Origin of the sequence: Nostoc sp. KVJ3 (assembly GCF_026127265.1) — a bacterium.
Taxonomy (GTDB): domain Bacteria; phylum Cyanobacteriota; class Cyanobacteriia; order Cyanobacteriales; family Nostocaceae; genus Nostoc.
On record NZ_WWFG01000006.1, the window covers coordinates 89,483 to 115,269 of the forward strand.

Below are 25,787 nucleotides of genomic sequence, written 5' to 3' on the forward strand. Positions count from 1 at the left end.
CACAATATTATTTTTTCACTCTTGCTATGGCGAAGCCTTTCTCTTATTAATAAATGAGGCAAGTAATTGCCTCATTTGAACTTTTGAACCTTCCAATATTTATTCTTAGGTGATCAGCCGAGGCTTAAAAAGCGAATTAGCCAGCTTTACGCGGTCTGCCTGGATTGCGCTTGCCTGAAGACTTTACATCAGCCTTTTTAGTTTTCGGTGATTTGTTGGCAGCATTGTTAGCTTTGCTTGAACGAGTAGTACGTTTTGGTCGTGGTGAAATTTCTTTAACTGGAGGCAGTAATCTCAATGTAGGGAATGAGAGAACAACTGCTTCATTACTTGTACGATGAACAACTTCATCGTCTAACATCCAAGGATCTGGGAATTTTTCAAAAGTCCGAGCTTGTTGCGGTGTGATTACTTCTGATACTGATGGGATTTTAGAAGCAGCTATATTTCCATTGCTAACCGAAACCACATTACTAGTGTAAGCAGCCGATACAAATAGTCCGTTAATGAACTGGAACATAACGAGAGTAACAAATGCCCAAAAGATGACTACGATTGCCAAGGTGAGTAGAGATTGCATATCCATGATTATTCCTCAACTAAGTATTTGTATTTTTCAATTGATTTACGCAAAGCGTTTTTAAGCCTTGTTCAAATGTGAAGCGAATTTGAACGCATACTCTCTTCAAGAGAGGACTTCACTCTAAATTTAGCGTAGCGTCTCTCTGATTTGACTCAGCTACATTTCTTCGTTATTTTAAAGCTTATTTATAAAATAAAGCAGCTTTTAGTATTTACCTATTTTTAGATTTCAAGTATTATATTTATAAACTTGTTTTCCAAAGATAAATATTGGGTTAAATCTATGGTTAAGATTTGATTTGCTAGTTAATTCTTGAGATAAAACATTCTATTCAAACGAAAAATAAAAGTAGTCGTCACAATTAATTGAAAGTATGCCCAGCCCAACTACGGACTTAGTTCGTTCCTACCTCAAAGAAATCGGACGCTACCCTCTGCTAACTCCTGAGCAAGAAATTACAAATGCTAGGCTTGTGCAGCAGATGATGGCGATTGAAGAACAGCGCTCAAGCCTTGCACTTCAATTAAAGCGAGAACCAACCACAAGAGAATTAACTACCTCGCTTGGGCAAACCGAAGCTGAAGTACAGTCAATCGTTCAACAAGGTCAAAAAGCTAAACATAAAATGGTGACAGCTAACCTACGATTGGTGGTAGCGATCGCTAAAAAGTACCAGAATCATAATTTAGATTTTCTCGATTTGCTCCAAGAGGGGGCACTGGGACTACAGCGTGGGGTCGAGAAATTTGACCCTAACAAAGGCTATAAACTATCAACCTATACTTATTGGTGGATTACCCAGTCAATAACACGTGCTGTAGCAGATAAGTCTCGCACTATTCGTTTACCAATTCATATCAACGAAAAGTTAAACAAAATCAGGAGAGTACAGCAGCAACTGTCTCAATCTTTGGGTCGTCCTCCAGTTGTAGCAGAAATTGCCGAATCCTTAAATGTATTGCCTAGTCAAATACGGGAATACCTTCACGTTTCCCGCACTCCAGTCTCGCTAGAAATGCGAGTCGGAGATGAGCGCGAAACTGAACTAGCTGACATTTTACCGATGGATGGTATTTCCCTAGATGAGCAAATAACTCAAGAGCTTTTACATCAAGACTTGAGTAAGTTGCTGGCATTGCTCAATCCAAGGCAACGAGAAGTATTGACTCTACGTTTTGGATTGTCAGATAATCAGCAACTAACCTTAAGTCAAGTTGCAAAACGCCTAAATCTTAGTCGAGAGACAATTCGTAAAACTGAACATCTTGCTTTAAAAATTTTGCGCTCTCATCAAAATAAGATTAAAGACTATCTTCTTAATTAGAACTAACTAAGGGTTATTGAACTGTAGTTTCATTTGTATAAGTCGAACTCGCTACTCCAAAGGCTGGAAACAAATCGCCACTGCCTTTTTAGATGCCTCCAATTGCTGCTGTCAGGAGTGCGGTGCGATCGCATATTCGCACTTTCCGGCGGCATCGCCTCTGCTTAATCCCCGGCCAAAAACCATCAGATTGCCCCTGTTTCAATCAAATGGTGTATGAATATATTGCTATCTAAAAACTATCCTTATAAATAGAACACCAAAGAAAGAACCGATGCCCAGCAAAACTATTGAAGTCCGAGAGTACACCGTCAGAGCGCACAAGCGGGAAATTCATACTCGCGTTTTTAACTTTGTGTGTAAGCAGTGCGAACAACCCACACAACGAGAAACTTTTGGTGTGCGACCGCTTTACTGTGAAAAATGCCGTCCTCCTCAACCTCCCAAGCAATCGAAATTAGTACCTATAGGCAAGAGGAAACCCAGAGCAATGAACTATAAGAGTGGGAAGGATATCGCTGGGTGATTTTTGCCTCATAGTTTTGAGCGATACCTTCTCTTTCAGAGACGCTAACGCGTAGCTTGCTTCCACGAAGTGGTACGAGAGGCAATGCCTTCCCTGTGGAACGCACTCGCGTTCGGCACGTCTTCTCTACGAGACGCACTCGCGTTCGACGAACGCTTACGGAAAAAGCGGTTACGCCATCGCACGAAAGGGAATGAAGCAGCAGCTATATGTGAGGTTACGGCAGTTGACATCAAGTGGACAGCCGTGAAGAGGCTGTAGATTGGCTGTTGCACGGGTTGCAAAAACAAGCCAAACCGTATCTATTATCCTTGCACGCTTTGCTATTGGCGGCTGTTGAAAGGGAATACAACCTTGTATGGAGACAGCCAAAGTAAACTTGATTGTTAATGCAACAATTCAACAATTATCTCATTGTATGAAAGCAATCCTTAATCTCATTGGTCTTCTGTGCTTGCTCTTAAGAGACGCTGCATTGCAACGTTTCAAATGTTGGGTGCGAAATGGGAAATTGCGTATTTCTAGGCATTTACAACCTTGGGAAATACCCGATTCAAGTCTAATAAAACATCTTCAAATCCAGGAATCGTTACTGACTGATGTGGTAAAGATATCTGCTTGCTGAGATAATTGAATTCACCTTGAGCATTTTGATAGGGTTGGCTATAACGCTCAAGTTGGCGAACATTTAAGTTGACAATCCAATAATCAGAAATTGCGGCTTCTGCGTAGATTTTTAACTTTGTTGTTTGGTCGTAATCTAGGGTTGAGTCCGAAATCTCAATCACTAAAAAAATATCTTCTGGATAAGGATGATGGGCGAGATAATCTTCGTCTTTGCCACGTGCTACCGCCACATCTGGTTCAGGTTCACTTTGCGAAGGCAAAGTAATCGGATCTTGTCCGCGAATCACGGCACGATCGCCCAACAACCGATCCAATTGGCGGCATAAGATAGAACCGCAGACTGTATGAGGTGTGCCCTTGGCTACCATCTGAATTAGTTCTCCGCGAATCAACTCGATGCGATCGCTCTCCTTTAGAAATTCCAGTTCAATCAGCCGATGATATTCGTCAATAGTAAATCGTTTTGGTGTGACAACGTTCATGGGACATCATCGATTTAACTGTTATCTACTTTCTAGCTTACCATCTGTATTCAAGAGAGTGGAATTGCCCCAACTGTGGGATACACCACGACAGAGATATTAACGCAAGTAAGAATATTTTGGCTGCGGGACTCGCAGTTTCAGCGCCAGTCACTCATGGGGGAAACCCCCTTGGCGCTAGCCTCTCCCTTTGGGAGAAGACCGCGCTGGCTTGTCTGTGGAGCGAACATAAGACCTGACAGCCTTAAGGCTGAAGGGCAGTTGCGAAATACCCGTAAGGCTTGCCTTGAGCGTAGCCGAAAGGGAAAGAAACAGAAACCTAAGTCGTGAGTCTTAGGAATCCCCGACCATTTACAACGGGGTGGATGTCAAACTGTAGCTGCGAAAAAACGTAGTTTTTCATGCAGGGCAATCGGTGGCAGTCCAGTTTTTTGGTATCTTATCTTGGTATTACACCCAAGACCTTGCACCCTAGTTTTGGTTAACATAGAAATTCCCCTGACATTGCACACATTGTATGCCCAAGACTTGGAACATCAAGATAGATAACTATTTTCAAGCCAACCCCAATTGCATCATTGCCACCGCCCATGTAGACTCGTTCCCGACAGACCTACCACTAGAACCCAACATCAGGGAACCAAACCGTAAAAGCGCGACCTACAGACAAATCTTCGACTCACTGACCACCGAACCTGGAAAATTCTTCTCCCGCCACAGTGGAATCGTTCTGTCGGCTAATATTGTTAAACCTGTCAAGAACAAAACTGAACTGGAGCTAGAAGTCTTAGAAGCTAACGAGGGTGGCAGCGACGGTATTATCAATGGGGGGCATACAGTTTTAGCATTCGAGCAAGCGAAAAATTACAAATATGACCTAACCCAAGCCAGGGTAAAAGTTACGATTCACATCGGACTGACTGAAGAATCAGCCCTAGTAGTCTGCCAAGCCAACTTTGCTAGGTTAAATTCGGATATAAACGCTGCATTTTTCGGCGAGCATCTTTGGTTTGAAAACCCCAATAGACACTGGCTTTTTGCTGATTACGTTGTTTCTCCCAAGCGGCAATCTCAGAAGTTAATGTTTCTGGATTAGGAATACGGCGTTCTAAACATTGGCGAGACAAAACAGATAATTCAATTTCTACTTGATTCAGCCAAGAAGCGTGTTTAGGAGTATAGTGAAACTCTAATTTTTGAATAATTCGACGTGCTTCTTCTGGTGAAAAAACTTCATATAATGCACTGGGGGTATGAATATTCAAGTTATCAACTACTAAACGAACAACATCGGCATCTCGGTAGCAAACATCTACTAAATTTTTCATCTGTTTAGCAAAATCGGCTTTAGTTCGACGCTCTGTAACTTCGATATGCCGCCAGCCCGCCAAGGGTTGAAAACATGCAAATAAATTTACTGTCCCGTTACGTTTATACTCAAAGTCATAACGTTCAGGCTGCTCCGGCTCTGGTGGCAAAGGAAGTCTTACTTCTTCTACTAATTGGTATGGACGTTCATCAAAGCAGACTACAGGGCGTTTAGGATCATAAGGCTCATTGTATAAATCCAGCACATCTTCCATTCGGAAAACATATTCTGCGTTAACTTCAGGAATACACCATTGTTCTTTCAACCAAGGCTTGATTTCGTTTTTTTTAAAGTTTGACGTACTGTTTCATCTGAGATTGAATCTATGATACCAACGTTCACTAAATGATCTGCTAATAATTGCATTGTCCAACGTACTCTTCCGACTGGTGGATTAGAACAAGCAGTTGCAATCAAAAATGCTTCTTGTTTTTCATCTAACTTTTTAGGTTTTGGTGGATGAACTTCATCCTTCAAAGCAAAATCTAACCCCCCAATGACAAATTTTTCTCGTATTCGTTGCACTGTTGCAACATGCGCTCTAACTATGCTAGCGATCGCTTGATCCGTTTCTCCTTCAGAAGCCATTAGAAGAATGTTTGCACGGGTTATAGTTCTTGCTTTGTGCTTACCTTTTTTAATTATTGCTTGTAGCTGAGAAACTTCATCTTCATTCAAGTCAACAATGTACTTTTTCGCCATGTTACACCCCATTTTTGGCTATTTTACCAATTAGGGGTTTTACTTAGCAAAGTTACCTTGGCAGACTACTAGACATAGCCCTGGCAAGTAATACTACAACGCCAGTAGATTCTCGCTCCAAAGTCAACGCCAGAGGTGATTACAAATTCATCAAGCAGTATTTAGCGCAGTTAGAACAGAAAGAAGATAGGAAATTTAGAATAGCCTATTACCAAAACCAAAGCAGCGCTCCCAGAAATGCCCAATGCAATGTGAACCATTTGCTGAAGTTGATAAACTGCCTAGATAGAAACAGATACAACCCCGACGGCAATAAACGAACCAAACACCCAACAGGTACAAGTATCCCCTCTCAAATCACAGACACAGAAAGGGAAAGATTAACTGCACTTTTGCCTCTGCTATCTCAGGCTTTGTGGATAGAGCAAAGACTGTACGAAATAATCCAAGAACATATCAGCAACCCCAGAAGAAAGGGTGTGAACGATTTAGCATCAATAGATATACGAAAAACTACATTGTTGCCTGATAGCAAGTACTCTTTTGGGTTTGGTGCGCCAACTGACCTGGCACTACCGATAGTTGCATCCTATCGGGTATTTTTGGACAAAGACTATAAATGGATTCTGCCGTTTAACGAATTTGCCGAAGATTTCCTCCAACATCTGTGGAATAACTATTTCCGCAAATACTTGGTGTCGGAGAAAACAGCCGGAAATACAGTAGGAACAAAAATCAGCCGCAATCAAGAGATTTGGGAAAGTCTGTATATCTCAGCGCAGAGTTATCTAAATCAGCACTTGGTGAAAATGGTCAACTCCAGCAAGTCAGAAGAAGAATTGAAGGTGACACAAAGTACAAAAGGGCGTGTGCAAGCAGGTAAGAAATGAAGAGGGGGAAAGGGGAAAGGGGAAAGGGGAAAGGGAACCAGTGACTTAAAAGCTCTTGTTTCAAATAAAGACCGGAGCTTTCGGAGGCTCGCCTGGGCGCTGCTAAGTTCTCTCTACGAGAGGCCTTGGGCGAACGCACTACGTGGCGGGTATTATCTTCTTTTTTTTTGTTCGACCTATTTAAAAACACTTGGCTGGTTACCTTGTGGGGAAAAGTTCTTTATTCCTACCCTTTCCCCTTTTCCCCTTCTCGGTAATAGTACAAGTTGTCAGTCTATGGGTGAGATTCGTTTTGGATGAGGGATGGTGTGTTTACGCACCAAAAATTAAAATGAAACTACTAAACGGTATTACGAATTGAGCTAATGTTTGTAAACTAAAAACCCCGCGATTGCATCTAAAAGTGCTTCTGGCTCATCTGCCCGAATCAAATGACTGCTATTCTCAAAAATTCTCAAATCGGCATTAGGAATTGCTTGAGCAATTTCTTCAGAAAACTCTGGAGCGCAAATCCAATCATGCCGACCTGCAAGAACTAAAGTGGGTGCGGTAATTTTATGTAACTGGTCAAGAATATTGTAGTTGCGGAGGAAACCGCCAAAAGCAACATTAATCGCATCAACTGAGAGAATATTCCGGCTCCATGCAATGCCTGACTTAGTGGGATCATATCTTAGGGAATACATAGGTCCCAATACTTGAAAATACTGTCTTAGCTGTTCCTCATTTTCAAAGTTCCCATCCCAAAGTCGCTGAACGCTTGCTTTTTGTTCTTCAGTTCCTTTTGATGCTAGAATTTCCTTAGCTCTTTCTAAAAAGCCACTATGGGCTGCCGTGGCAATGACAATCAGATGAGAGACATTCTGAGGATAGCGAACTGCATAAGTTAGAGCCACCATACCACCGTAAGAACCGCCAATCACAACAATTTTGTCCAGACCAAGGTGTTGGCGCAACGCTTCCATATCTTCAACATTATTGTCTAGAGTATAGGTTTCTTTAGATCCACGGGCAGACCTTCCTTGACCGCGATGGTCAAAATAGACTAGTTGTAGTTTTTGGCTTAAAGGCGAGAATGTTGGTTTAAAGGAAGTATGATCCGCACCAGGTCCCCCGTGAATTAGAAAAGCAACAGGTTTAGAGCAGATTTGATCGCCATCTACCACTAATGCAGAACCTTCCACATCAAAGAAAATCTCTGTATCTCGTATTTTCGCTCGCATTTTCGGGATTTTTTAGTTACTGTATCACTTAGAATACAGCGATGAAAACCTTTTTCTGCAAGGGATTCGACATATTCAGATGGAGCCAGTATAGGGAGGAGTTGAAGATACTGCTGCCCATCTTCGGGGTATATGTGCTTTAGGTCTGGTGAGAATACTTTAGAAAACTTCAGCAATAATCCGTCAGAGTTATTGGATAAAAATGATTATATCTTACATATTTATGCCTTGTATCTATTAGCACAATTTAGTGAAGCATTAGCCTATCCTCTGATTGTCAAGTCTTTTTCGGCTCCAGGGGACATCTCAATGGATGTAACCGGAGATATAGTAACTGAGGATTTAGGGAGAATATTTGCTTCTGTCAGTCATGGAAATATTGAACCACTAAAACAACTAATATCAAATCAACAAATCAATGAATATGTCAGAAGTGCAGCATTAGAAGCGTTACTACCCTGACTTTCTTAATATACTGCAATACCGTTGAGTTAAGCATTTCTTCCTTCTCTTCTTTTGCATTCTTCTCTACAAGACACTATGGGTTCGCGTAGCATTTCGTAGAGAAGGCCGGTTGTAAAAAAAAACTGACTACTTGAGGATGTGCATTATCCATAACCCTTTTAGAGACGTAGCACTGCTACGTCTCTATATTCATTTCCAGAGATATGCATTGAAAATTCGCGGGGGCGATCGCACTTTCCCCCTTGCAAGCACTGCACTATGCATTTCCCAGTAGGACAGACTTGTTATTCGTGACAAGTTAAGATGAAATTCTTTTTGTCAATAGTACTTGGCTAAAAATAAATGCTGGTGTGCGGGTATTCAATTAACTTGTGTAAATGCTTTTTTGGAATATTTTCACAACCACTTCAAACAAATATGAAGTGTGGCTATTTAATTAACTTGTGTAAATGCTTTTTCCGGTCAGGATAAATGGCGCTTGTTTTAATGACGCTTAGGCGTAGGCATCGTCAGCCCTAAAATTGTGTTTCCTACGTCTGTTTTTCGCAAAATTTTCAGCACTATTACTTATTGACAAATTGTTTATGACCTCAAACTGTCAATAACAGAATTGCTTAGTTCAAACTGCGATCGCCTCCATTAGAATCTCATTAGTTGCACCTGAGTTTTACTCTCTACCAATGCCTATCAAATCGCGAATGTCTTGAGAAATCGAACATATCGCTCAAATCGCCGATGGCTGGGCCATTAATCGGTACATAGGGATTTGTACGGCGGGTTTCAGGATTGGGTAGATTGTCACGACTACGACTGGTGAGTGGTGACAGTCTCCAATTCTTCTCGATAAACTTCAGAATTGAAACATGGTCATAATACGTATGAACAACGCGACCACCGCGAGAATATGGCGACACCACAATTAAAGGAATCCGTGTTCCGTCGCCGAAGAAGTCGAGGGGCTGAATGTAGCCAGAATCGTAATATCCGCCACCTTCATCAACTGTAATCAGGATTGCTGTGTCTTTCCAGAGTTCGGGCTTGCTTTGAACCTCTTTGATAATCTTCTTAGTAAAAGCTTCAAACAGATCAAATTTTGATGATGCTGGATGACCGTCAAGTAAGCCACCAGGCTTCACAAAAGAAACGGCAGGCAGATAATTGTTGTGAATATCGTTATCCAGATCCGTGGTGTCCTTCAAATGCTCCGTTCGTACCTTCTCGTTCGCCATAATTGATGTCACGTACTGGAAGGGGTTGCAAATGTTGCAATAGACGTTGGTGTTACTGGTGGGATTTTGAACGTATTTATTCCAACCTTCACCGTAGTATCGCCACGAAATCCTCTTTTCCAACAACGCATCACCAATGGTGCGAATGGGTGACGGCGGGATCACAAAACCATTGTTAGTGACCCCGTTGTTAACTGTTCCGTTACCAAAATAGCCAGGATCGTAGTTGTTCAGCAGATAGTAGGTATTCGCTGCACAGTTAGACTTTGGTTTGTATGGGAGGGAATTCAGATAATTCAAAACAGGTCTTACCCCTGGCTGACTGGAGTCAGAACAATTGGTATAAGTACCACCAGAATAGCCATCCTGGGTGTAGAAGTTGTTGGTTCCAGGCTGCGGATTGGGATTCTCGATCTCATTTGGCGGCGGTGTCGCTGGATTGCCTTTACCATTGCTGTACCAAATGGCATCACCGATACCAATCATTACTGAGTTTGCGCCAGTGCCACCCATGACAGGTTGGTGGTAGTTATCGCTGATTGCATAGTTATCAGCCAGAGACTTGAAGTATGGCACATCTCCGTCATTGACGTTGTAGAAGCCCATAGAGGTAGCACCCTCCTTATCGGTGAAGGTCGAAAATGGCTTCCCATTGCTACCTGCACCAACACTTACCTCAACCCAAGGGAAAAGATCCTTAAGACAGCCACTAGGATTCTCTGCACTGGCATGGCTAATGCTGCAATCCACCTGCTGCCACATCTGATAGAAGCGGTGTACAGGGCTAGCTGCGTAAGCGTCATAATGCAGGCTAGGCGTTAATTGGAAAGGGCCACTCCGTAAGCTATTGACGTTCTGGATTCGGGTATCAACAGTACCACTCGGCAATCCAGTTGCACCTGTCAGTAGCAGCTTGACATCCTCCGGTAGCAGCGCAGGTTCGGCAGCTTGGGCAGCAGCCAAGGTCTTAAAGGGAGGTGGATTTGTGTCACTTGCAACTTTTCCACCACCAGCTTTCGGCGGTGGTAGCGTTGTATAGGGTTCTTTGTTAGCAGGACTTATCGAGAAAGTGTTGGTGACGGAAGCTTTATATTGAGTTGCTGCTTGGAAGTTTGGCCCAGGTCTTCCATTAGCATTGATAATGCCCTTGGATAACAGATTAGACACTGTCTGCCCTGATCGCGGTTGGTAAGTACCAAAGAGATGATCGAAGGTTCGGTTCTCGCCAACAATGACAATGACGTGTTTGATCGGAGTCAGGGTTCTAATCTCCTCAGCCTGGGCAAGAGTGGAGAATATCGGCCCTCCAGTCAGCCCCATAATCACTGCACCGATAGATGCATAGTTTAAACATTTTTGTCTATCAGGTTTGGTCAACATGACATCACTAGAATGAACTACCGAGAATTAAGAATAGTGATAGAGTATTAAAATGTGATTATGTTTTTAGTAAATATTCTTTAACAAAACCTTAACCCAAAATAGATGTAGTCTAGCTTTGGGGCTTCCAAAAATTAAATTACTCAATTTTTGCATCCAATAGCCTGGATTTCTCACCAGATTTATCAAACTGAAGTGCAGAGGTCGTAGGGGCGGGTTAAGCGAGACATTCATGAATGATGGATCATATCTGTTAACTCATGGCGTTGTAAGCCGGGACATTATCAGGATGAACTAACGCCACTGAAGTTAACTGCGATCGCAGTCAGCCAGAGATTGGTCTGATCAGGGTCTTATGTTCATGCTTGGCAAGATAACCACCTTCTAATTCGTTCTGCTCAAAAGAAACTCCAATTACCTCAAAAAGCTTGTTAGCAACATCTAAGGAAATTGATTTAGTCCACACCATAATTACCTCCCAATCCCGGAAAAAACTTACTCCAAACACTTTGCTCTTTTGAAGGTGATTCTTCTGAACTTAAAACATTCTCTAGCCTTCGCTGATTACTCTGAATCTCCTGCATATTAAAAGAATGAATCACCTGGGCTAACTCTGGATTGTCTTCTAACAATTCAGCCTCAAAACTTAACTCCTGTTGCAACAGTTGAGCATTTCGGCGCAATAACATCTGCTGATTGTGTCGCTGTCTGATCAGGGATTCAGTCAGGTATAATTGTTCTTCAAAACTCAAATCATCGTATTCGCTGTTATACATGAGAATTCTTCTCCGATTAACTTAAAACTTGATTTTTAGGAAAATTAACGGCACTGCTCAACTAATTAAACACGTTTGATTCCTCCGTATAGTAATTGATACCCTAATCGTAATCTGATAATAAATTCGTCAGTATTACGATTGCCCCAAACGGGATTACTAGGATTCTTAATCCAGTTAGTCGGACTATGGCAAATCTCATCATGACAACGGTAGCACGTAGGAAATGTTGAGACTCCAATAATGTCATTCCCATAGTAAGCGTGATGGATTTCTTCACTTTTCTTAGTCAGGCAAACGATACAATAATTGTGAGTCCTCTTGTGTGCGATCGCTGCTTGTTTTCTATACTCTTTAGGATTACCATATCGAGCATTCCACTTTAATCTTCTATGTAGCCGAGATTTTCTAATAGTAATGTCACCCCCTTTTCGTTTAACTCTTGCCCCGTTAATTCTTGCCACTTCTGTTTGATTTCCTGAAAATGTGGTCTTCTTCCTAATTCTGTCGCCCATTTTCTAATTTCTTCATACCAGTCACAGTCAATCTGCTGTTGTGAGGATTGCTGATTATTTTTAGAACTACCAAGAGTGTCATCATTCGGTTTGGAATCTTGTTTTTGTTCCAGACCCTTGATATCAAATTCTGGGATTAGGGCAACAAAGGGATTAGACCGAGTGGGAATCACCAAGGCATATCGAACTCCGGCTTTATCTAACATTTCACAAGCCTGTCGCAAGATTTCAAGAATCTCCTTTTTAACGTTTACGAAATCCTGGGGATGGTCAATGATATAACTCGATGTCTGCCCCATCGCAATAAAGCAAACGTTTTTCAGAGATGGGCGACTAAATCCAGTTTCTCCAGAGAGTGGGGACTGGCCCATAAACACCCCATGTCCTTTAAGTCCGGCGGTGAATTTGATCACATAGTTCCAAAAACCTTGCAAGTCTTTGGCAGTGTCAGCATCAACCATTCCTGGAAGTCCTTTACCACCACCAAATACAGAGTCCACCTCATCCTGAGCAAGAAATAATTCGGGAACACCCTGACATTCACCACCAACAATTGATACTCTGGCTTTCTGCTTGTCAATTTGGTCTGTGGCAAAGATGATCCAATTTTTTAATTCTTTCATGCCGTCAAACTTACGGCTAAACTTGCACAGCCATCTGGTGACATCATCCTTTGGATCGCTGCCGATGACAATTGCTGGTGTTTGAGATTTTGCAGCAATTTTGTTGATAATCACCCCAGCCAGCGTAGACTTCCCAGATTGTGTTCCACCAGAAAGGTAAAAATGATGATTACTGCGAAGAGTCATATTTTGATTAGATGCAGCATTACACAGTTCATCAATCCAAGCACCATCAATTCTGATGTAACCAGGATAATTTGCTGCTAGGGCTTGCAGAATTTTCATCGCACCCGGATTAATCACGGACTGCACCGACTCTTCATCGATGTCAGCAATATCGGGATTGGGAATACCAGTCGGTGAAGGTGATTGTTGTGCTGGTGGTTCTGGGAGTGTAACCAACCCTTGCAACTGATATTCAGCAATCCACCGGGGGCGCTCACTAACGGGCAAGCGATTCACGTAATCAGCAACTCGGCGTTTGGCAGCGATCGCAGTCGTAACATAATCATAAACAGCCTCACCTTGTAAATGCTGTTTAAGTGATTTCAGGTCAGTTTCTAGCAAAGACTGGTAAACTTTTTCCTTACTTTCGCTGATTTGGGCGGATACCCCAAATAAGCCAGCACTCACTGTTCCAGCACCAAGTAGCATCCCGGTTGTTATTCGGTCAGTGTTTAAGAAAAAAGGAGCAGACAGACATAATACTGCACTCGCTCCTAAAGAACATAAGATAGTTCGTTCTGCATGAATGGCACTACTAGCAGTTAATCGTTCCAGTTCAAATGTCATTTTTACCTCACCCCTAAAGCGACACCAGCTGCAACTAAAGTCAAGAAGATAAACAGAAATATTACTCCAGGCATCAAGCCGATGGTGAAAGTCTTGCGGTTGAAGCCGAATCCTTTGACGACTAAGCCAGCAAAGTTAAAGAAACCAACTGCCAAACCGCAAATGCAAATCATGCCAATGATCCACACCAAGAATTGACTGACTGGGCTAGCAACTGACAAAAAACCCATCAACATTGACAGCCCGACTCCAGAGACGGTATATCCAACGAAAGATAGTTTTATCTGCATATATAGCTAGCTCCGGTTAACAATTTGGGGGAGGCACAAGAACAACAATGCTGTCCCTAATCTCAGTCCGGGAGAAGTATAAATTATCCCCTTTGGTGTTTCGACAAATATATGCCTCTTTGTCCGGGGGTTCTGGTTGACAGTTTTCTTCTACCGTGTAAGTATCACCACAAAATCTAAAAGTTTTTTTCAGCATCTTTCAAAACCTGAAACTATCTCCCACTTCATCAAACGCTTTTTCGTATCCTCCAAGTTGACGCTGCTGTTCCTGGGAACCGAAGGCATGACGAATTACCGCTTCCCCATGTAACGCCCTGGTTCGCTGCAAATCCTCCTCAATCTTCATGGCTTCTTGAGAATATGCCAACTGGTTTTTATACATCTCTGCCAAGGATTGCAACTGCTTGAGCTTGTGTCGGGAGAACTTTGTATGCAGCCACTTCTGTGCTTTTAGAGTACCAGCTACTTCTGCCTCATCCAGAACCTGCTGTGCTGTAGTATAAGCTGGCAATGTGTAGCGTTCGCGGATTGATGAAGGGAGGTTTCCTTCAATTTGTGTTGCATCCCCGACTCTTAAATCCGTTGATACTACTCCATCACCTTTCCCGCCAAATAAACCAGGAAGCCATTTTCCTAACATTCTTTTCTCCCCCCTACTACTTAAAATTGGTATAACTCTCTTGCACTTGTTGAACTTGTGAGCCGATATATCGGGTTATGCCATATATGCCCATGAACGAAAACATCAATACTGTTATTGCTGCGATCGCAGTTTGAGCCATCATTCCCCGTTGCATTAACTCCTCAATCTGTCTATTGGACTGCGATCGCGTTCTCGACTCATCAATAATTTGCTGGACTACCAGGAATTCTTCTGTTGTCAGGTTTTCTAGTGTTAAGCCGGACAGACTCAACTCGCCGTCCTTCTTCAGGTGAATATTTAATGCTTTGCGATGGGTTTGGTCTTGTTGCTCCATATATTGCCACGCCCAAAACGAGGGTTAATAGCAGCAAATTTAGTACTGCTGCTAATCCAATGAATTTATTCGGCTGCATTTGTTGGGCTAATGCCGAAAATACCCGCAACGAGTTCGTCACCGATTGCACGAAAGGAATCTACATCAGCTTCCTCCTCCATCGCCTTTTCAACAAACTTACTCACCACGTCTTTGGGAGCATTGCGAATCGTTGATAACAACTGGTCGGCTTTATCAGTTGTATAAGCATCAATCCCGACGTTGAGAACATCTTCTAAGGATTGAATTTCTTGGTTTGAAACCTGAGAAGCATGAGCGATCGCTCCTTGCAATGGAGGGGTGGATTTACGACGGGGTGAGTTTTTACCGAGTTTACTATTGCCATTTTTGGACTTGCCATTAGCAGTGGTCAGGGCAGTTGATTTCTTGTTTTGTGCAACTTGAATTGCCACTTCTTGGGCTTCGGCATCATTCAAATTATCAACATCCATGCCAATAGTTGATGCGGCGGACAAAATATCGCCCTCATCGAACTCAATCCCTTGCAAAGTAAGTATTTGTTTGATTTTTTCCATATTATTTTGTTTCTTATATGGTACTACACCACTAATATAGTCTATATGGGCTTCATATCACATAAGAACCAAAAATATTTATTTGTAGGGTTCTTGTCCCACAACCAATCTCATTTGATAATTTGGGTGATTAAGTATGGATGCAACAATGCCTAGAACAAAAGCACAGGGAATGACCAGAATTGAACTTTACGTGCCAACAGCACTATTTGAAGAAGCAGAAGAACTGGCCGAGTTTGAGGGTTGGAAATTATCAGAACTGCACCGTGTATTTTGGGAAAACGGTTTTGGCGTTTATGTTGAACGCAGTAACAAGAGAATGATTAACAAACGTCTTCGTGGAAAACTGGAGGACAATACTGAGTCTGTAGAAGATTAAGCTGGAGCGCCCAGGAAAACCTGGGCATTAAATTATTAGAGGAGATATGGATCAAAATATGTACACCCTTGCTTGGGTAAAAACAGCTTGCGAACACGTTTTAGGTAAGAATATTTCTCAAAGAACTTGGCGTAACTGTTTGCGAATATGTGGTGTTCAGCCTTACAAGCGAGAAGTCAAGCTCAAAGAATGCTGCTATTTACTAGGATTATTTTATCTCAAACGTCAAAACCCTTTCAAAAAGTATTCTTTGTCTGACGTTTCATTATTATTGATGAAAGAGAAAGAACGACTTTCCAAATTTGGCATTGATTTAGAAAACCCGGAATTTCCACTTTTAGGGCGAGAATTACCAGACTATCTCTATGAAAAAACAGGCTACAAAGTGACTTTGCGAACCCTGTACCGTTGGGCATCTAAACGCCGTATGACTTTTTCTAAGTTACACATTATCAACCAAAAAGAATTGAGTCGATGGCTAGAATTGGCAAATATAGCGAAGGCACAGTAGTTAGCTTTTTGAGATGTTGACTTTCAATCTCTGGCATTTTTCTCTAGATACTGGCGTACTCCAGCACTCATTGCTAATAGGTTTGGTTGTATACTTTTCCCTAAAAAATCTTCGACTACATGAGCAATTGTACTTGTGAGAAAGAATGGTACTCCCTTGATTTGTTTCGCGTCAATCACTAGTTCACCACGGCTTTCAATTACTGTACTATTACCATCTTGCAAAAAGCGATTTTTGCCAGAACACTTAACTGCTTCTGTGAAAGCGTGAGTTTCAATACGCCATTCAAGTGTAAAATCAGCCTGATTCCAAGTATTATATTCTGTCCAAGAGAGCATATCTTCACTGAGCAAAACTCTTGCTGCTGCTGGAATTTCACTCCCACCGTGCCATTCATTGACACTAGAAACATTACTGCCTGTTTCACTACGGGATAAAAGTGTGATCTGGCGCACGTTTGGCATATAGGGAACTAGCTCAACTAGTTTGTCACGATAGGTAGCATAAACTAGGGAGCGTGGAAAAGGAATTTTGGTATCAGCAGAGATGAGCATTAATTCATACCATATCTAAATAGAGACAAAATGGGGAATTACCAAGAGTTTAGCGATTGCAACTAAGGTGTTTTTTTGGTTGATCCGCCTGAATTTTGATTAACTATATTTTATTGTCGCATCGGATCACAAAGCGGCACAAAAAAGCAGCAAGGTCTGCCGTGACATCTAAAAGCCTTACTGTGTATAGATGTCACAGAAAGCGGCAAGATTGGGTAAAACTCTAGAACCCTTGCTATTAAAGGAATGTCACAAAAAGCGGCATGGTTAAATTATGAACTTTGTGTCACTTGAAAGCACTCAAAGCTATACAGGATGGGTGTCACAAAGGAAGTGGCAGGGTTAGCGAAAAAAAATAGGGATGAAAAAAAGCCCGGTTTTTGGGCTTTTTTCTGAAATGGGATCGAGAGCCATTGTTCTTTTTGGGCTAGATAGACGGTTATGCTGCTGATTGATGGTATTGATACAATTAGTTCATGGGTAATTTTGGTGCAATGCTTCTTTTGGTAAAACTAATTTGCGGTCAAGATAACACGGTTGTGGAAGCAGATTTAGTGGAGCTATTGCAAAAGCACGTCGATGATTATGCCAACAAGTGGAAAGAACAATTGAAACTGCACGACCAATCAGACAAATTTTGGGACTGGGAATTTAAACTACAGTTTGTCATTAGCAGACAACCAAACCGCGAAGGCTATGCAATTGAGTACGAAGGTGAAACTCAAGGCTTAATGCTGATTGAAACTCAAATGCACGGTTCTCGCCTAGTAAAAGGTAAACGCTTGGTATACATTGATGGCATAGCTACTGCACCTTGGAATCGGGCATATATCCAACGTCCGCCAAAATTAAAAGGTGTTGGCACTGCATTCTTGGCATTTGCCAGAACCCGTAGTATGGAATTAGGGTATGAAGGTAGAGTAGGATTGCATTCATTACCGGGAGTAGAAGAATTTTATGATAGCCAAGGCATGATTGATGGCGGAGAAGATGAAGATTACGATGAACTAGTTTATTTTGAGTATGGAGTTTTTCGTTCTCCTGAGTAAGATAGGAAAGATAAGTAGATGAGCCAGCAGGAACACAGTGAAAATCAAAGCACCTTTAACCAAGAAAATGCAGTAAATGCAATTGGTCTATTCTTTGATGAAGAATGGTTGCGAAAAGGTGTTGAAGCTGAGGATAAAGTTGGTGGTAATATTGGGGCTGGATTAGATTGGGGTTCAGCTTTTGTCTCCTTAATGGGCAATTTAAAACTTTTGGGACGCATCACAACGTTGCGTATTTCTCTAAATAAAGAAGTGCGGTTGCTACTGAATAATTGGAATTTAGGTACAGCTACAAAAATTGCTGTAAAAACTGCAAGAGAAAGAATACTTGAAAAGTTTAAACTGCCGACACCAGAGGTAAGAGAATACATACTTGCTACTCTGGAAAATGATCAGCTTTATGGTGAAGAATTCATTTCTAATCGAGAGATACTGCGCGAACTGCTTGGGGTGTTATTAAAAAAAGAAGATTGGGAAACCATTGCAGCAGTTGCAGCAGATTCGTTAAAGAAAGAAATTATACATCAAGCGGGCAGTGAAAAGATTTCGGCATAGTCAAGCTCATCGTAATAATCCTATTTGAATTACTTTTTTGTTTTGCCAACAAGTGTTTGCTGACTAACCTAGCCTTTCTCCTAGGTTTTCAATATTTAGACTTTGTGAGACGATTAACCCAGTATTTAAACTCAGCTTAAACATTTCGTTCTGAAATGTGATCTAAATTCATCACTACATACAGGAGTGCTTAATCATGGCGCAGGACGAACTAAAGAACAAAGTAGCTTTGATTACTGGTGCAAATAAAGGTCTGGGGCTGGAAATGAGTCGTCAACTTGGACAACATGGATTGACAATTCTGATAGCGGCCCGAAACTTAGATGCAGCGAAAACAGCAGCGAGTAACTTAGAGAACGAAGGAATAATAGCTCATCCAATTGCCCTGGATGTCACTGATAGTACTCAAATTGAATCTGCTGTTCAACAAATTAGTAACTCTTTTGGTCAACTTGATGTCTTGATCAATAACGCAGGTGTGTTTTTAGATGGTGATTGGTTAACCAGTAATGCTAGTTCTATTTCTGTAGATATTATTAGACAGACATTTAGCACCAACTTTTTTGGCTTAGTGGAATTAACTCAACGAGCATTGCCGTTAATATTGAATAGCCCTAGCGGTCGAATTGTGAATATGTCGAGTATTGAAGGCTCGTTAACACTTCATGCCGACCCCAATTCATTCATCTATGATTCCAAACCATTTGCTTATAATGCTTCTAAGGCAGCAGTGAACTCATTCACGATTCATTTGGCTCATGAGCTACGCAATACTCCAGTGAAGATTAATAGCGCTCATCCGGGTTGGGTAAAAACGGAATTAGGTGGTGAAGGTGCAATGATGGACATCGCATCAGGTGCGAAAACTGGTGTTGAATTAGCAATATTGCCGAATGATGGCCCCAGTGGTGGTTTTTTCCATCTTGGGGAACCAGTAGCTTGGTAACTTATGCCAACACTTGAAGCTGTAGCATAAGTTATTAGTAATCATACGAATCTCTCACGATTTTCGTACACTCGATACTATTGACTATTGGCCAAAACGGCGAACGGCGATTCATCCCATTCATTCAAGATGAGATCAATCGCCATCTTTTATGAAAAATCGGCTCTAACTCTGGTCAAGCCATCTATTATTAGAGGTAATTCTTAGTATGTGAATACTGATTTAAGCATTGGATATTGCCCCTAACTGGTGCTTGAGAATTAGTATTTTACATTGATATACTTCAATCTCAGCTTCAATTTCAGCACGTAATTCAATTGGTGTAAGCGGATGAATTTTGTCCTCTTCAAGATGTGCCACTTCTGAGAAATCGTTTTGATCCAGCACAGCATAACGCCAAGATTCGTTACATAAACCAGTCAATAGATTATTGGGTGGATAATACTGAATTCCAACAATTACCCCCTGCTTAGTTCTCTGCCCTAACGAGTATTTTGGTAATGTCCAATAATCGGGAATAGTAACAACTTTTGAAGTTTCCATACGATTGCTCCTATCTTTGTTTTGACTGTGTTTGTACTACTCGCTGCTGCCTTTTCTCTACCAAAATCTGACCGATAGCTCCTCCAGTACCCAGCCCAAGCATGGCTGTAGTAATCGTGTACATTGTATTTCTGCCAAAAATTTGAACTCCAATGTACCCAATGGCAGTAGCTGCCACTATCCCACTGATTCCTTTGACAATCTGATTGCGTTTCATAGAGGCTTCCTTTGGTTTACTTGGAGTGTAAGCAAATACTTTCGACATTCCTCCGCTCCCCGATAAATCAGCAAGCGCAGCGCATGGATCTCTTGAATGAAGGAGTTACAGTTTTGGGCAATCTCTGGGATCAATTCCTGTTGCGATCGCACATAATCTTGATGATGTTGTTCCAGTAGTTCAATCTTGGAGTTGAGATGCTGCGGGTATTCCATCATCTGGATGCAGCCAATGACAAAAGCTTTCAGTAGGAGTAGATTATTAAATTCGATCCGTCCGTTTGGAAATTCCAGATAGACTCGTCCAGTTTGCGTATCTCTGTCCCATCCAATACCTAAACCTTGAAGTTTTTCGAGTAGTGGTAAGAGTTCGTATTGTTTTATTACTGGTTCTGGTTTTAACTTGGTAAACATGAGAAGTTTCTCCTATGAGTTCTTTTTTATTGGGACAAATTCTACTAATCTTGGCAATCTCTATTAGCCAGTAGCCTGTTGCTTCTCAAAAGACTTTTCCTGTTTACTGTTGAGTCGCCTGTTGTACATCATCAATTGCATCCACTATTTCTCCTAAAACATTGAAAGCATCGTTTAATACCACATCATTCGATGTAGAAAAATGCTCTGACGATTGAAGCCTGCGATAATCCTTACTACTCCCCACAAGCTGCAACGTATATTGACATCCTTGTAAGATAGTCCGAATCTCTGATGTAGTTAACCTGATTTCCATTGTCGTTTCTCTCCCTAAAATTTATCTCGTTGAATACTGAAACTTGCTCCGACTTTATCCACTCTTTCGCCCATAAAAATTCGTTAGCAGTTAGCTGCTCGACTTGTATTTTCATCCTGGATCATCCAACTCCACAAAAAAACCTGCACCAGTATTTGTCACTTTCACCAGTTTTCGATTGACCAGTGTTTGAATCACACTAAGACTAAAACTGATGGTACATAATCGTGCGCTACCCCCACAACGACGAAGATACTGTAGACACAGTGACGACTGATCAGTAGAGGTAGGATGAGTGGATTTTCTCGGCATAATCTTGACTATGACTCTATAATTTGTAAATGATGTAGATTGAAAAAAATTCCTTGGACAGGCGGCATATCTGGGAAATGAACGTAAACCATGCCGTGTGCTGAATACTGGATTACTGTACCTGTTTGCCCTAACCTTGGGTCTTTTTCTGTCAGTGCTTTAATGACTTTGACAAATGAATTAATGGGTGGAAGATTAGCCATTTTTAATCCTTTAGTGAACAGCCTATTATTGATTAGTAATTGGAGCTTTCACCGATACCATATTGCCATCTTAGAAAACTGACGGGAGTACAGATTTCTTGCCAATCAAAAGATCCTATTGGGGCATTCCAGTCATGTCGGTATTCCTCTCTAAAGTACCCCAGTCCCCAATGCCAACCATCATATTCCGGCTGTGACTCCCATCCAAACCAAAGAGCAACATTTACTTTAATCAGATACAAAAACTTAATCATCCATCCGCCATCGTAATCGGAAATAAAATCGTAATACTCTCTTAAAAAGCGTTCATTTGTTAATGCAATTAAATCCATTCTTGACCAAAGATTCATTTTTCCTCTACCTCCTAGTTTGAAGTATGATTTCTCTTCTCAATTCAGTTCAGGCAATTGTGCTAGCGCTCCTTCCATCCAGTCGCTGATTGCTCTTGTCTCATCTACTCCTCGTGCTACAGCATCAATTACGTGTCTCTGATAAGAATTAACAGCATGATCAGGATGCCCAAACTTATTACCAGCCCAAGCCAAACACATAGTTTTCACTAGCTCATCAATTTGAACAGAATCAAGCTCACTTGGACTAGTAACATTTCGAGAATGCAGCCACTCTTTGACTAAATCGAGTGGATAATTTAAAAGTGTGCGAACTTCTTTGACTCGCAAATCTTTTGGGCTGATTGATGGTGCAGTTACAGCTTGTTTTGGTGGCTGAACTCTATACTGTTGATTGTCTTTGCGAGGTCTAATATTATTCTGTGGCTGTTCAGGCTTTTGAGGAGTAGCTGCGCCTTCAGCATCATTATCTTCATCAGCAGTCACCGATAAAATTGCACAAACTGCATATCGTCGTGCATAAGTTAATGCTGCACCAAACTTCTGAGAATCACTAATTTCAGGTAAAGGATAAGTGCTGGTGATATTTTCTCCAGATTCATGAAAAATGTGAGTCCGTAGCACGGTTTTACCTTCAAGGATTTCGGTAGTTTGAATTATCACTAATCCATGTTTACTAAGTCCGGGGGTGACAGCATCCAATACAGCATCTAGTGTTGCATATTTGCGCTTGTAGTGAGGATTAGTACCGTCTTTTTGAATGGGATTAAACTCTGCCTTTGCTTTGATTAAAGCTTTGATTAGTTCTTGCATTGTCCAGATCCTCTTTTACCAATCACTTTCGTTGATATCACCAGACACTTTTTTGCTAGACTTAGCTTTATTTATCTGAAACTCTGAGGCTTTCAAGACAGGCATTGCCGCAAGTTTTACTGAAGATTTGGCTTGGTGATAGAGAAATTGGGTTACTCCATCCGCGTCTTCCCCATCCTCGACTTGCGCCCATAGAGAACAGCCCAGTTCTAATGATTCATAATCACCTAGATTGAATTTTCTGGAGTAGCTAACAGATACAGTTGTGAATTTCATAAGATGTCGGTTGTGAATTTCATAAGATGTCGGTTTTGGGAAATATGGGTTGTCAATTATCTTCGCTAGTATCAACCATCTTGATGCTAAACATTAAACACAAATCGCTAGCTTTTACACCAATAACTCCTGGTTGAATTTCAGTAGATAATTCCTCGATTATTGAATGAAAGCCAGGGTCTTCATCATTGATTTCTACTTCCATCAAACCTGCATCATTCGATATAACAGTTGCCCAAGTTGGTAAAGCTTGAGGAATACTGGTTGCATAGAGTTTCATAATTTTGATTCCTGATTAAACTTGATTTCAACAATTTGTTCTACGCACCCCATTGCCTCAGTCAAATAATGCAGAACATCGCCCAAGTGAGTTGCTGCCTCTGGATCAATCCTTTTATCAGCAATCAACAAAAGCCAGTTTTCATCTTGGGCGATCGCCTGAATATTCAGGTAGCACGAGTTGAATTGCTTCAGTATTTCTATTGCTTCCATTGATTTATCCGATGAGTTGTGGTGTTCTATTTGGATAAAATTTAAGTTTGCTCCTTGCCACACAGGTGGGTTTGCCCGACCCACCCGTTTCCTTACGCTGCAACCAAATCTCTAGTTTCTGGAACGTATCTTTTCAGACGCTCCCACTCCTCAGTTGTCAGCGCATCGAATTCTTTATCCAATAACTCTTCTTCCGTGGGCGGTTGTTCTGTAGCCGTTGTTGATATCCTCGTCACCTTTATGAAGTCATCAAGTCCAACTGCTGCATCCACCGATTTGGCGTATCGAATTTTATCTACAGCATTTGACCAGTGTGTGAGGTGTTGAAATATTACCCCAATCATTGAATTAGCTTTGTATACTCGATAAGTTCTGGGGCAAGCTCCGTCAATGTAAACCAGCTTGTATCCAGTGATTTGTGTTACCTCTGCATTGGGGTCAGTTGGAGCTAGAAGTATTTTCTCTGTTGGATCATCTGACTGGGCTTCTTGAACAGAAAGTGTGGTAATCATATTTCATGTGCCATGATGATTTCGATTGTCTAAATTTCGGTTGAACGGCGATTGCTTTTCTCTTGAACTGCAATCGCCTTTCTCACTTCCAGTACTAGGGATTTCTTACAGTTCTGCATTCGCATCTGTAGCAGGTAGGAGAATATTTTCTTGACAGTCACTTACTTGAAGTAAGAGGTTACTTGCTGCACTCTGTGTCATGATTATTATTTCTAAAGCAGCGATTGAGCTTTGGAGGCGATTGCACTTGCTTGGGGCAGCAATCGCCTTTTCTACCTTCAGCAACTTACGCTGCTACTGCTGCTCGGACTCCCAACTGCCCAATCACATCTTTGGCACTGCCAGCAACCCGATTTACCCCGTACTGTCTTGGTCGAGCGTACCACCCTTGTTGATTGCACCCGACGAAGCCAACCAAATGCCCGTCTCGGTAGAGTTTGGTGCTGAACGAGAGCCAATCTATCTCCCCGTGGTACAGACCGAAAACAGTGCAAGCTTTTTCTAATTCATCGCTCAATCGTTCGTTCCGTTCTCTCGGTGTTTCTGGCAAGGTCGCTTTTACTTCTGCAACTCTTGTAGCGAACCAGTCTCGATCAAATGGTAGTCGTCCGCCTTCCACGAACTGAATCCATACTGTGATTCCGCCTTCAATCCAGATCGTGCGAACGGATTCGGGTTCGACCTCGATAATCTCACCAATAATGCGGCGATCTCTGCTGGTGAGAAAATCTTGGGTTGGGGCTACAGCTTCGGCTTGGGATTCGAGGTGGCTGTATAGTTCTGCTTGGGCTAGTAGTCTGCCAAGCCAACTTTGCTAGGTTAGATTCGGATATAAACGCTGCATTTTTCGGCGAGCATCTTTGGTTTGGAAACCCCAATATACGCTGGCTTTTTGCTGATTACGTTTTTTCTACCAAGCGGCAATTTCAGAAGTTAATGTTTCTGCATTAGGAATACGCCGTTCTAAACATTGGCGAGATAAAACAGATAATTCAATTTCTACTTGATTCAGCCAAGAAGCGTGTTTAGGAGTATAGTGAAACTCTAATTTTTGAATAATTCGACGTGCTTCTTCTGGTGGAAAAACTTCGTATAATGCACTGGGGGTATGAATATTCAGATTATCAACTACCAAACGAATAATATCAGCTTCTTGGTAGCAAACATCTACTAAATTTTTCATCTGTTTAGCAAAATCGGCTTTAGTTCGACGTTCTGTAACTTCGATATGCCGCCAGCCCGCCAAGGGTTGAAAACATGCAAATAAATTTACTGTCCCGTTACGTTTATACTCGAAATCATAACGTTCAGGTTGCTCCGGCTCTGGTGGCAAAGGCTGTCTAACTTCTTCTACTAATTGATATGGACGCTCATCAAAGCAGACTACAGGGCGTTTAGGATCATAAGGCTCATTGTACAAATCCAGTACATCTTCCATTCGGAAAACATATTCCGCATTTACTTCAGGGATACACCATTGTTCTTTCAACCAAGGTTTAATTTCATTTTTTTTAAAGTCTGACGTACTGTTTCATCTGAGATTGAATCTATGATCCCAACGTTCACTAAATGAGCTGCTAATAATTGCATTGTCCAACGCACTCTCCCTTCTGGCGGATTAGAACAAGCCGTTGCAATCAAAAATGCTTCTTGCTTTTCATCTAATTTTTGAGGTTTTGGTGGATGTGGTTCATCCTTTAACGCAAAATCTAATCCACCAATGACAAATTTTTCTCGTATCCGTTGTACTGTTGCAACATGAACTCTAACTCTATCAGCGATCGCTGAGTCTGTTTCATCTTCAGCAGCCATCAAAAGAATATTTGCACGGGTTATAGTTCTTGCCTTGTGCTTACCTTTCTTTATTATTGATTGCAGTTGAGAAACTTCATCTTCACTCAAGTCAACGATGTACTTCTTTGCCATATTATTCCCTGTTTTTGGCTAGTTTACCAATTACAGGTATTACTTAGCAAATTTTGCTTGGCAGACTACTAG

The 25,787-nt window shown here is 41.6% G+C and carries 36 protein-coding genes and 3 pseudogenes; 13 read left to right on the top strand and 26 right to left on the bottom strand.

Annotated elements, in window-relative coordinates:
* Positions 1 to 136: 136 nt before the first annotated feature.
* Positions 137 to 586, bottom strand: coding sequence for a hypothetical protein (locus GTQ43_RS36080; protein WP_265277497.1), 450 nt, complete (start codon positions 584 to 586; stop codon positions 137 to 139).
* 370 nt (positions 587 to 956) lie between these two features.
* On the opposite strand from GTQ43_RS36080, the gene GTQ43_RS36085 reads away from it, so the two are divergent.
* The 4 genes from GTQ43_RS36085 (at position 957) to GTQ43_RS36100 (ending at position 2,810) form a co-directional block, all read left to right on the top strand.
* A complete protein-coding gene (locus GTQ43_RS36085) occupies positions 957 to 1,907 on the top strand; it encodes an RpoD/SigA family RNA polymerase sigma factor (RefSeq protein ID WP_265277498.1) in 951 nt (316 codons plus the stop codon).
* Between the two features lie 92 nt (positions 1,908 to 1,999).
* Complete coding sequence (locus tag GTQ43_RS36090) at positions 2,000 to 2,143, top strand: hypothetical protein (protein WP_265277499.1); 144 nt, start codon at positions 2,000 to 2,002, stop codon at positions 2,141 to 2,143.
* Between the two features lie 38 nt (positions 2,144 to 2,181).
* A complete protein-coding gene (locus GTQ43_RS36095; RefSeq protein ID WP_265277500.1) occupies positions 2,182 to 2,433 on the top strand; it encodes a hypothetical protein in 252 nt (83 codons plus the stop codon).
* A 236-nt stretch (positions 2,434 to 2,669) separates the two neighbouring features.
* Entirely contained in the window at positions 2,670 to 2,810 is a 141-nt protein-coding gene (locus GTQ43_RS36100) for a hypothetical protein (protein WP_190234092.1), read from the top strand.
* A 144-nt stretch (positions 2,811 to 2,954) separates the two neighbouring features.
* Here the strand turns inward: GTQ43_RS36100 and GTQ43_RS36105 are convergent, their stop codons facing one another.
* Positions 2,955 to 3,542 (bottom strand): Uma2 family endonuclease, encoded by a 588-nt coding sequence (locus tag GTQ43_RS36105; RefSeq protein WP_265277501.1) that lies wholly within the window; start codon positions 3,540 to 3,542, stop codon positions 2,955 to 2,957.
* 80 nt (positions 3,543 to 3,622) lie between these two features.
* Here GTQ43_RS36105 and GTQ43_RS41950 point away from each other — a divergent pair, with 80 nt between their 5' ends.
* Together GTQ43_RS41950 and GTQ43_RS36115 are read left to right on the top strand one after the other, a co-directional pair.
* Entirely contained in the window at positions 3,623 to 3,781 is a 159-nt protein-coding gene (locus GTQ43_RS41950) for a transposase (protein ID WP_265277623.1), read from the top strand.
* A 278-nt stretch (positions 3,782 to 4,059) separates the two neighbouring features.
* Positions 4,060 to 4,497: pseudogene (locus GTQ43_RS36115) on the top strand (AIPR family protein); the annotation flags it as partial.
* A gap of 4 nt (positions 4,498 to 4,501) precedes the next feature.
* On the opposite strand, the gene GTQ43_RS36120 reads toward GTQ43_RS36115, so the two are convergent.
* Positions 4,502 to 5,613, bottom strand: a protein-coding gene (locus tag GTQ43_RS36120; RefSeq protein WP_414859182.1) for an IS630 family transposase whose coding sequence is annotated in 2 segments (ribosomal slippage) — positions 4,502 to 5,193 and positions 5,193 to 5,613 — 1,113 coding nt in all. Because the reading frame shifts where the segments join, the coding sequence is not laid out codon by codon here.
* 71 nt (positions 5,614 to 5,684) lie between these two features.
* On the opposite strand from GTQ43_RS36120, the pseudogene GTQ43_RS36125 reads away from it, so the two are divergent.
* A pseudogene (locus tag GTQ43_RS36125) lies at positions 5,685 to 6,503 on the top strand (AIPR family protein); the annotation flags it as partial.
* Positions 6,504 to 6,865: 362 nt separating this feature from the next.
* On the opposite strand, the gene GTQ43_RS36130 reads toward GTQ43_RS36125, so the two are convergent.
* Positions 6,866 to 7,726, bottom strand: a complete 861-nt coding sequence (locus tag GTQ43_RS36130; RefSeq protein WP_265277504.1) for an alpha/beta fold hydrolase — start codon at positions 7,724 to 7,726, stop codon at positions 6,866 to 6,868.
* 132 nt (positions 7,727 to 7,858) lie between these two features.
* On the opposite strand from GTQ43_RS36130, the gene GTQ43_RS36135 reads away from it, so the two are divergent.
* On the top strand, positions 7,859 to 8,188 hold the full coding sequence (locus GTQ43_RS36135) for a DUF1186 family protein (RefSeq protein WP_265277505.1): 330 nt from the start codon (positions 7,859 to 7,861) through the stop codon (positions 8,186 to 8,188).
* Between the two features lie 677 nt (positions 8,189 to 8,865).
* On the opposite strand, the gene GTQ43_RS36140 is transcribed toward GTQ43_RS36135, so the two are convergent.
* The 8 genes from GTQ43_RS36140 to GTQ43_RS36175 all read right to left on the bottom strand — a co-directional run bounded on the left by GTQ43_RS36140 (position 8,866) and on the right by GTQ43_RS36175 (position 15,348).
* Positions 8,866 to 10,800, bottom strand: a complete 1,935-nt coding sequence (locus tag GTQ43_RS36140) for an alkaline phosphatase family protein (RefSeq protein ID WP_265277506.1) — start codon at positions 10,798 to 10,800, stop codon at positions 8,866 to 8,868.
* Positions 10,801 to 11,125: 325 nt separating this feature from the next.
* Entirely contained in the window at positions 11,126 to 11,269 is a 144-nt protein-coding gene (locus tag GTQ43_RS36145) for a hypothetical protein (protein ID WP_265277507.1), read from the bottom strand.
* Positions 11,256 to 11,576 (bottom strand): hypothetical protein, encoded by a 321-nt coding sequence (locus GTQ43_RS36150; protein ID WP_265277508.1) that lies wholly within the window; start codon positions 11,574 to 11,576, stop codon positions 11,256 to 11,258. Before GTQ43_RS36150 ends, GTQ43_RS36145 begins: the two co-directional genes overlap by 14 nt.
* A 382-nt stretch (positions 11,577 to 11,958) precedes the next feature.
* Positions 11,959 to 13,506, bottom strand: a complete 1,548-nt coding sequence (locus GTQ43_RS36155; RefSeq protein WP_265277509.1) for an ATP-binding protein — start codon at positions 13,504 to 13,506, stop codon at positions 11,959 to 11,961.
* Between the two features lie 2 nt (positions 13,507 to 13,508).
* Positions 13,509 to 13,796, bottom strand: coding sequence for a hypothetical protein (locus tag GTQ43_RS36160; protein ID WP_265277510.1), 288 nt, complete (start codon positions 13,794 to 13,796; stop codon positions 13,509 to 13,511).
* Between the two features lie 199 nt (positions 13,797 to 13,995).
* The gene (locus GTQ43_RS36165) at positions 13,996 to 14,436 is read right to left on the bottom strand and encodes a hypothetical protein (protein WP_265277512.1); all 441 of its coding nucleotides are present in this window, start codon (positions 14,434 to 14,436) and stop codon (positions 13,996 to 13,998) included.
* Between the two features lie 16 nt (positions 14,437 to 14,452).
* Entirely contained in the window at positions 14,453 to 14,773 is a 321-nt protein-coding gene (locus tag GTQ43_RS36170; RefSeq protein WP_265277514.1) for a hypothetical protein, read from the bottom strand.
* A 65-nt stretch (positions 14,774 to 14,838) separates the two neighbouring features.
* Entirely contained in the window at positions 14,839 to 15,348 is a 510-nt protein-coding gene (locus GTQ43_RS36175) for a hypothetical protein (protein ID WP_265277515.1), read from the bottom strand.
* 148 nt (positions 15,349 to 15,496) lie between these two features.
* Between GTQ43_RS36175 and GTQ43_RS36180 the strand changes: the two genes are divergently transcribed.
* On the top strand, positions 15,497 to 15,727 hold the full coding sequence (locus GTQ43_RS36180; protein ID WP_242061088.1) for a hypothetical protein: 231 nt from the start codon (positions 15,497 to 15,499) through the stop codon (positions 15,725 to 15,727).
* A 46-nt stretch (positions 15,728 to 15,773) separates the two neighbouring features.
* Entirely contained in the window at positions 15,774 to 16,238 is a 465-nt protein-coding gene (locus GTQ43_RS36185; protein ID WP_265277516.1) for a DNA-binding protein, read from the top strand.
* A gap of 23 nt (positions 16,239 to 16,261) precedes the next feature.
* Here the strand turns inward: GTQ43_RS36185 and GTQ43_RS36190 are convergent, their stop codons facing one another.
* A complete protein-coding gene (locus GTQ43_RS36190; protein ID WP_265277518.1) occupies positions 16,262 to 16,792 on the bottom strand; it encodes a hypothetical protein in 531 nt (176 codons plus the stop codon).
* 494 nt (positions 16,793 to 17,286) lie between these two features.
* Here GTQ43_RS36190 and GTQ43_RS36195 point away from each other — a divergent pair, with 494 nt between their 5' ends.
* The 3 genes from GTQ43_RS36195 (at position 17,287) to GTQ43_RS36205 (ending at position 19,342) form a co-directional block, all read left to right on the top strand.
* Positions 17,287 to 17,841, top strand: a complete 555-nt coding sequence (locus GTQ43_RS36195; protein ID WP_265277624.1) for a GNAT family N-acetyltransferase — start codon at positions 17,287 to 17,289, stop codon at positions 17,839 to 17,841.
* 18 nt (positions 17,842 to 17,859) lie between these two features.
* A complete protein-coding gene (locus tag GTQ43_RS36200; protein WP_265277519.1) occupies positions 17,860 to 18,396 on the top strand; it encodes a hypothetical protein in 537 nt (178 codons plus the stop codon).
* 196 nt (positions 18,397 to 18,592) lie between these two features.
* Positions 18,593 to 19,342, top strand: a complete 750-nt coding sequence (locus GTQ43_RS36205; RefSeq protein ID WP_265277520.1) for an SDR family oxidoreductase — start codon at positions 18,593 to 18,595, stop codon at positions 19,340 to 19,342.
* A 222-nt stretch (positions 19,343 to 19,564) separates the two neighbouring features.
* Here the strand turns inward: GTQ43_RS36205 and GTQ43_RS36210 are convergent, their stop codons facing one another.
* The 13 genes and pseudogenes from GTQ43_RS36210 to GTQ43_RS36270 form a co-directional block, all read right to left on the bottom strand.
* Positions 19,565 to 19,885: a hypothetical protein gene (locus tag GTQ43_RS36210; protein WP_265277521.1), complete on the bottom strand. Its 321-nt coding sequence runs from the start codon at positions 19,883 to 19,885 to the stop codon at positions 19,565 to 19,567.
* 10 nt (positions 19,886 to 19,895) lie between these two features.
* A complete protein-coding gene (locus tag GTQ43_RS36215) occupies positions 19,896 to 20,102 on the bottom strand; it encodes a hypothetical protein (RefSeq protein WP_265277522.1) in 207 nt (68 codons plus the stop codon).
* Positions 20,099 to 20,515, bottom strand: coding sequence for a hypothetical protein (locus GTQ43_RS36220; RefSeq protein WP_265277524.1), 417 nt, complete (start codon positions 20,513 to 20,515; stop codon positions 20,099 to 20,101). The genes GTQ43_RS36215 and GTQ43_RS36220 overlap by 4 nt, the downstream gene beginning before the upstream one ends.
* A gap of 103 nt (positions 20,516 to 20,618) precedes the next feature.
* Positions 20,619 to 20,831 carry a hypothetical protein gene (locus tag GTQ43_RS36225; protein ID WP_265277525.1) on the bottom strand — a complete coding sequence of 71 codons (213 nt, stop codon included), beginning with the start codon at positions 20,829 to 20,831 and terminating at the stop codon, positions 20,619 to 20,621.
* Between the two features lie 320 nt (positions 20,832 to 21,151).
* Positions 21,152 to 21,346, bottom strand: a complete 195-nt coding sequence (locus tag GTQ43_RS36230) for a hypothetical protein (RefSeq protein WP_265277526.1) — start codon at positions 21,344 to 21,346, stop codon at positions 21,152 to 21,154.
* 32 nt (positions 21,347 to 21,378) lie between these two features.
* Complete coding sequence (locus GTQ43_RS36235; RefSeq protein ID WP_265277527.1) at positions 21,379 to 21,696, bottom strand: hypothetical protein; 318 nt, start codon at positions 21,694 to 21,696, stop codon at positions 21,379 to 21,381.
* A gap of 39 nt (positions 21,697 to 21,735) precedes the next feature.
* A complete protein-coding gene (locus GTQ43_RS36240; RefSeq protein ID WP_265277528.1) occupies positions 21,736 to 22,509 on the bottom strand; it encodes an ERF family protein in 774 nt (257 codons plus the stop codon).
* Between the two features lie 15 nt (positions 22,510 to 22,524).
* On the bottom strand, positions 22,525 to 22,785 hold the full coding sequence (locus tag GTQ43_RS36245; protein ID WP_265277529.1) for a hypothetical protein: 261 nt from the start codon (positions 22,783 to 22,785) through the stop codon (positions 22,525 to 22,527).
* 52 nt (positions 22,786 to 22,837) lie between these two features.
* On the bottom strand, positions 22,838 to 23,065 hold the full coding sequence (locus GTQ43_RS36250; RefSeq protein WP_265277530.1) for a hypothetical protein: 228 nt from the start codon (positions 23,063 to 23,065) through the stop codon (positions 22,838 to 22,840).
* Positions 23,062 to 23,361 carry a hypothetical protein gene (locus tag GTQ43_RS36255; RefSeq protein ID WP_265277531.1) on the bottom strand — a complete coding sequence of 100 codons (300 nt, stop codon included), beginning with the start codon at positions 23,359 to 23,361 and terminating at the stop codon, positions 23,062 to 23,064. The genes GTQ43_RS36250 and GTQ43_RS36255 overlap by 4 nt, the downstream gene beginning before the upstream one ends.
* Before the next feature lie 8 nt (positions 23,362 to 23,369).
* Positions 23,370 to 23,789 carry a hypothetical protein gene (locus tag GTQ43_RS36260; RefSeq protein WP_265277532.1) on the bottom strand — a complete coding sequence of 140 codons (420 nt, stop codon included), beginning with the start codon at positions 23,787 to 23,789 and terminating at the stop codon, positions 23,370 to 23,372.
* Positions 23,790 to 24,075: 286 nt separating this feature from the next.
* Positions 24,076 to 24,408: a hypothetical protein gene (locus tag GTQ43_RS36265; RefSeq protein WP_265277533.1), complete on the bottom strand. Its 333-nt coding sequence runs from the start codon at positions 24,406 to 24,408 to the stop codon at positions 24,076 to 24,078.
* A gap of 195 nt (positions 24,409 to 24,603) precedes the next feature.
* A pseudogene (locus GTQ43_RS36270) lies at positions 24,604 to 25,715 on the bottom strand (IS630 family transposase).
* Positions 25,716 to 25,787 lie beyond the last annotated feature (72 nt).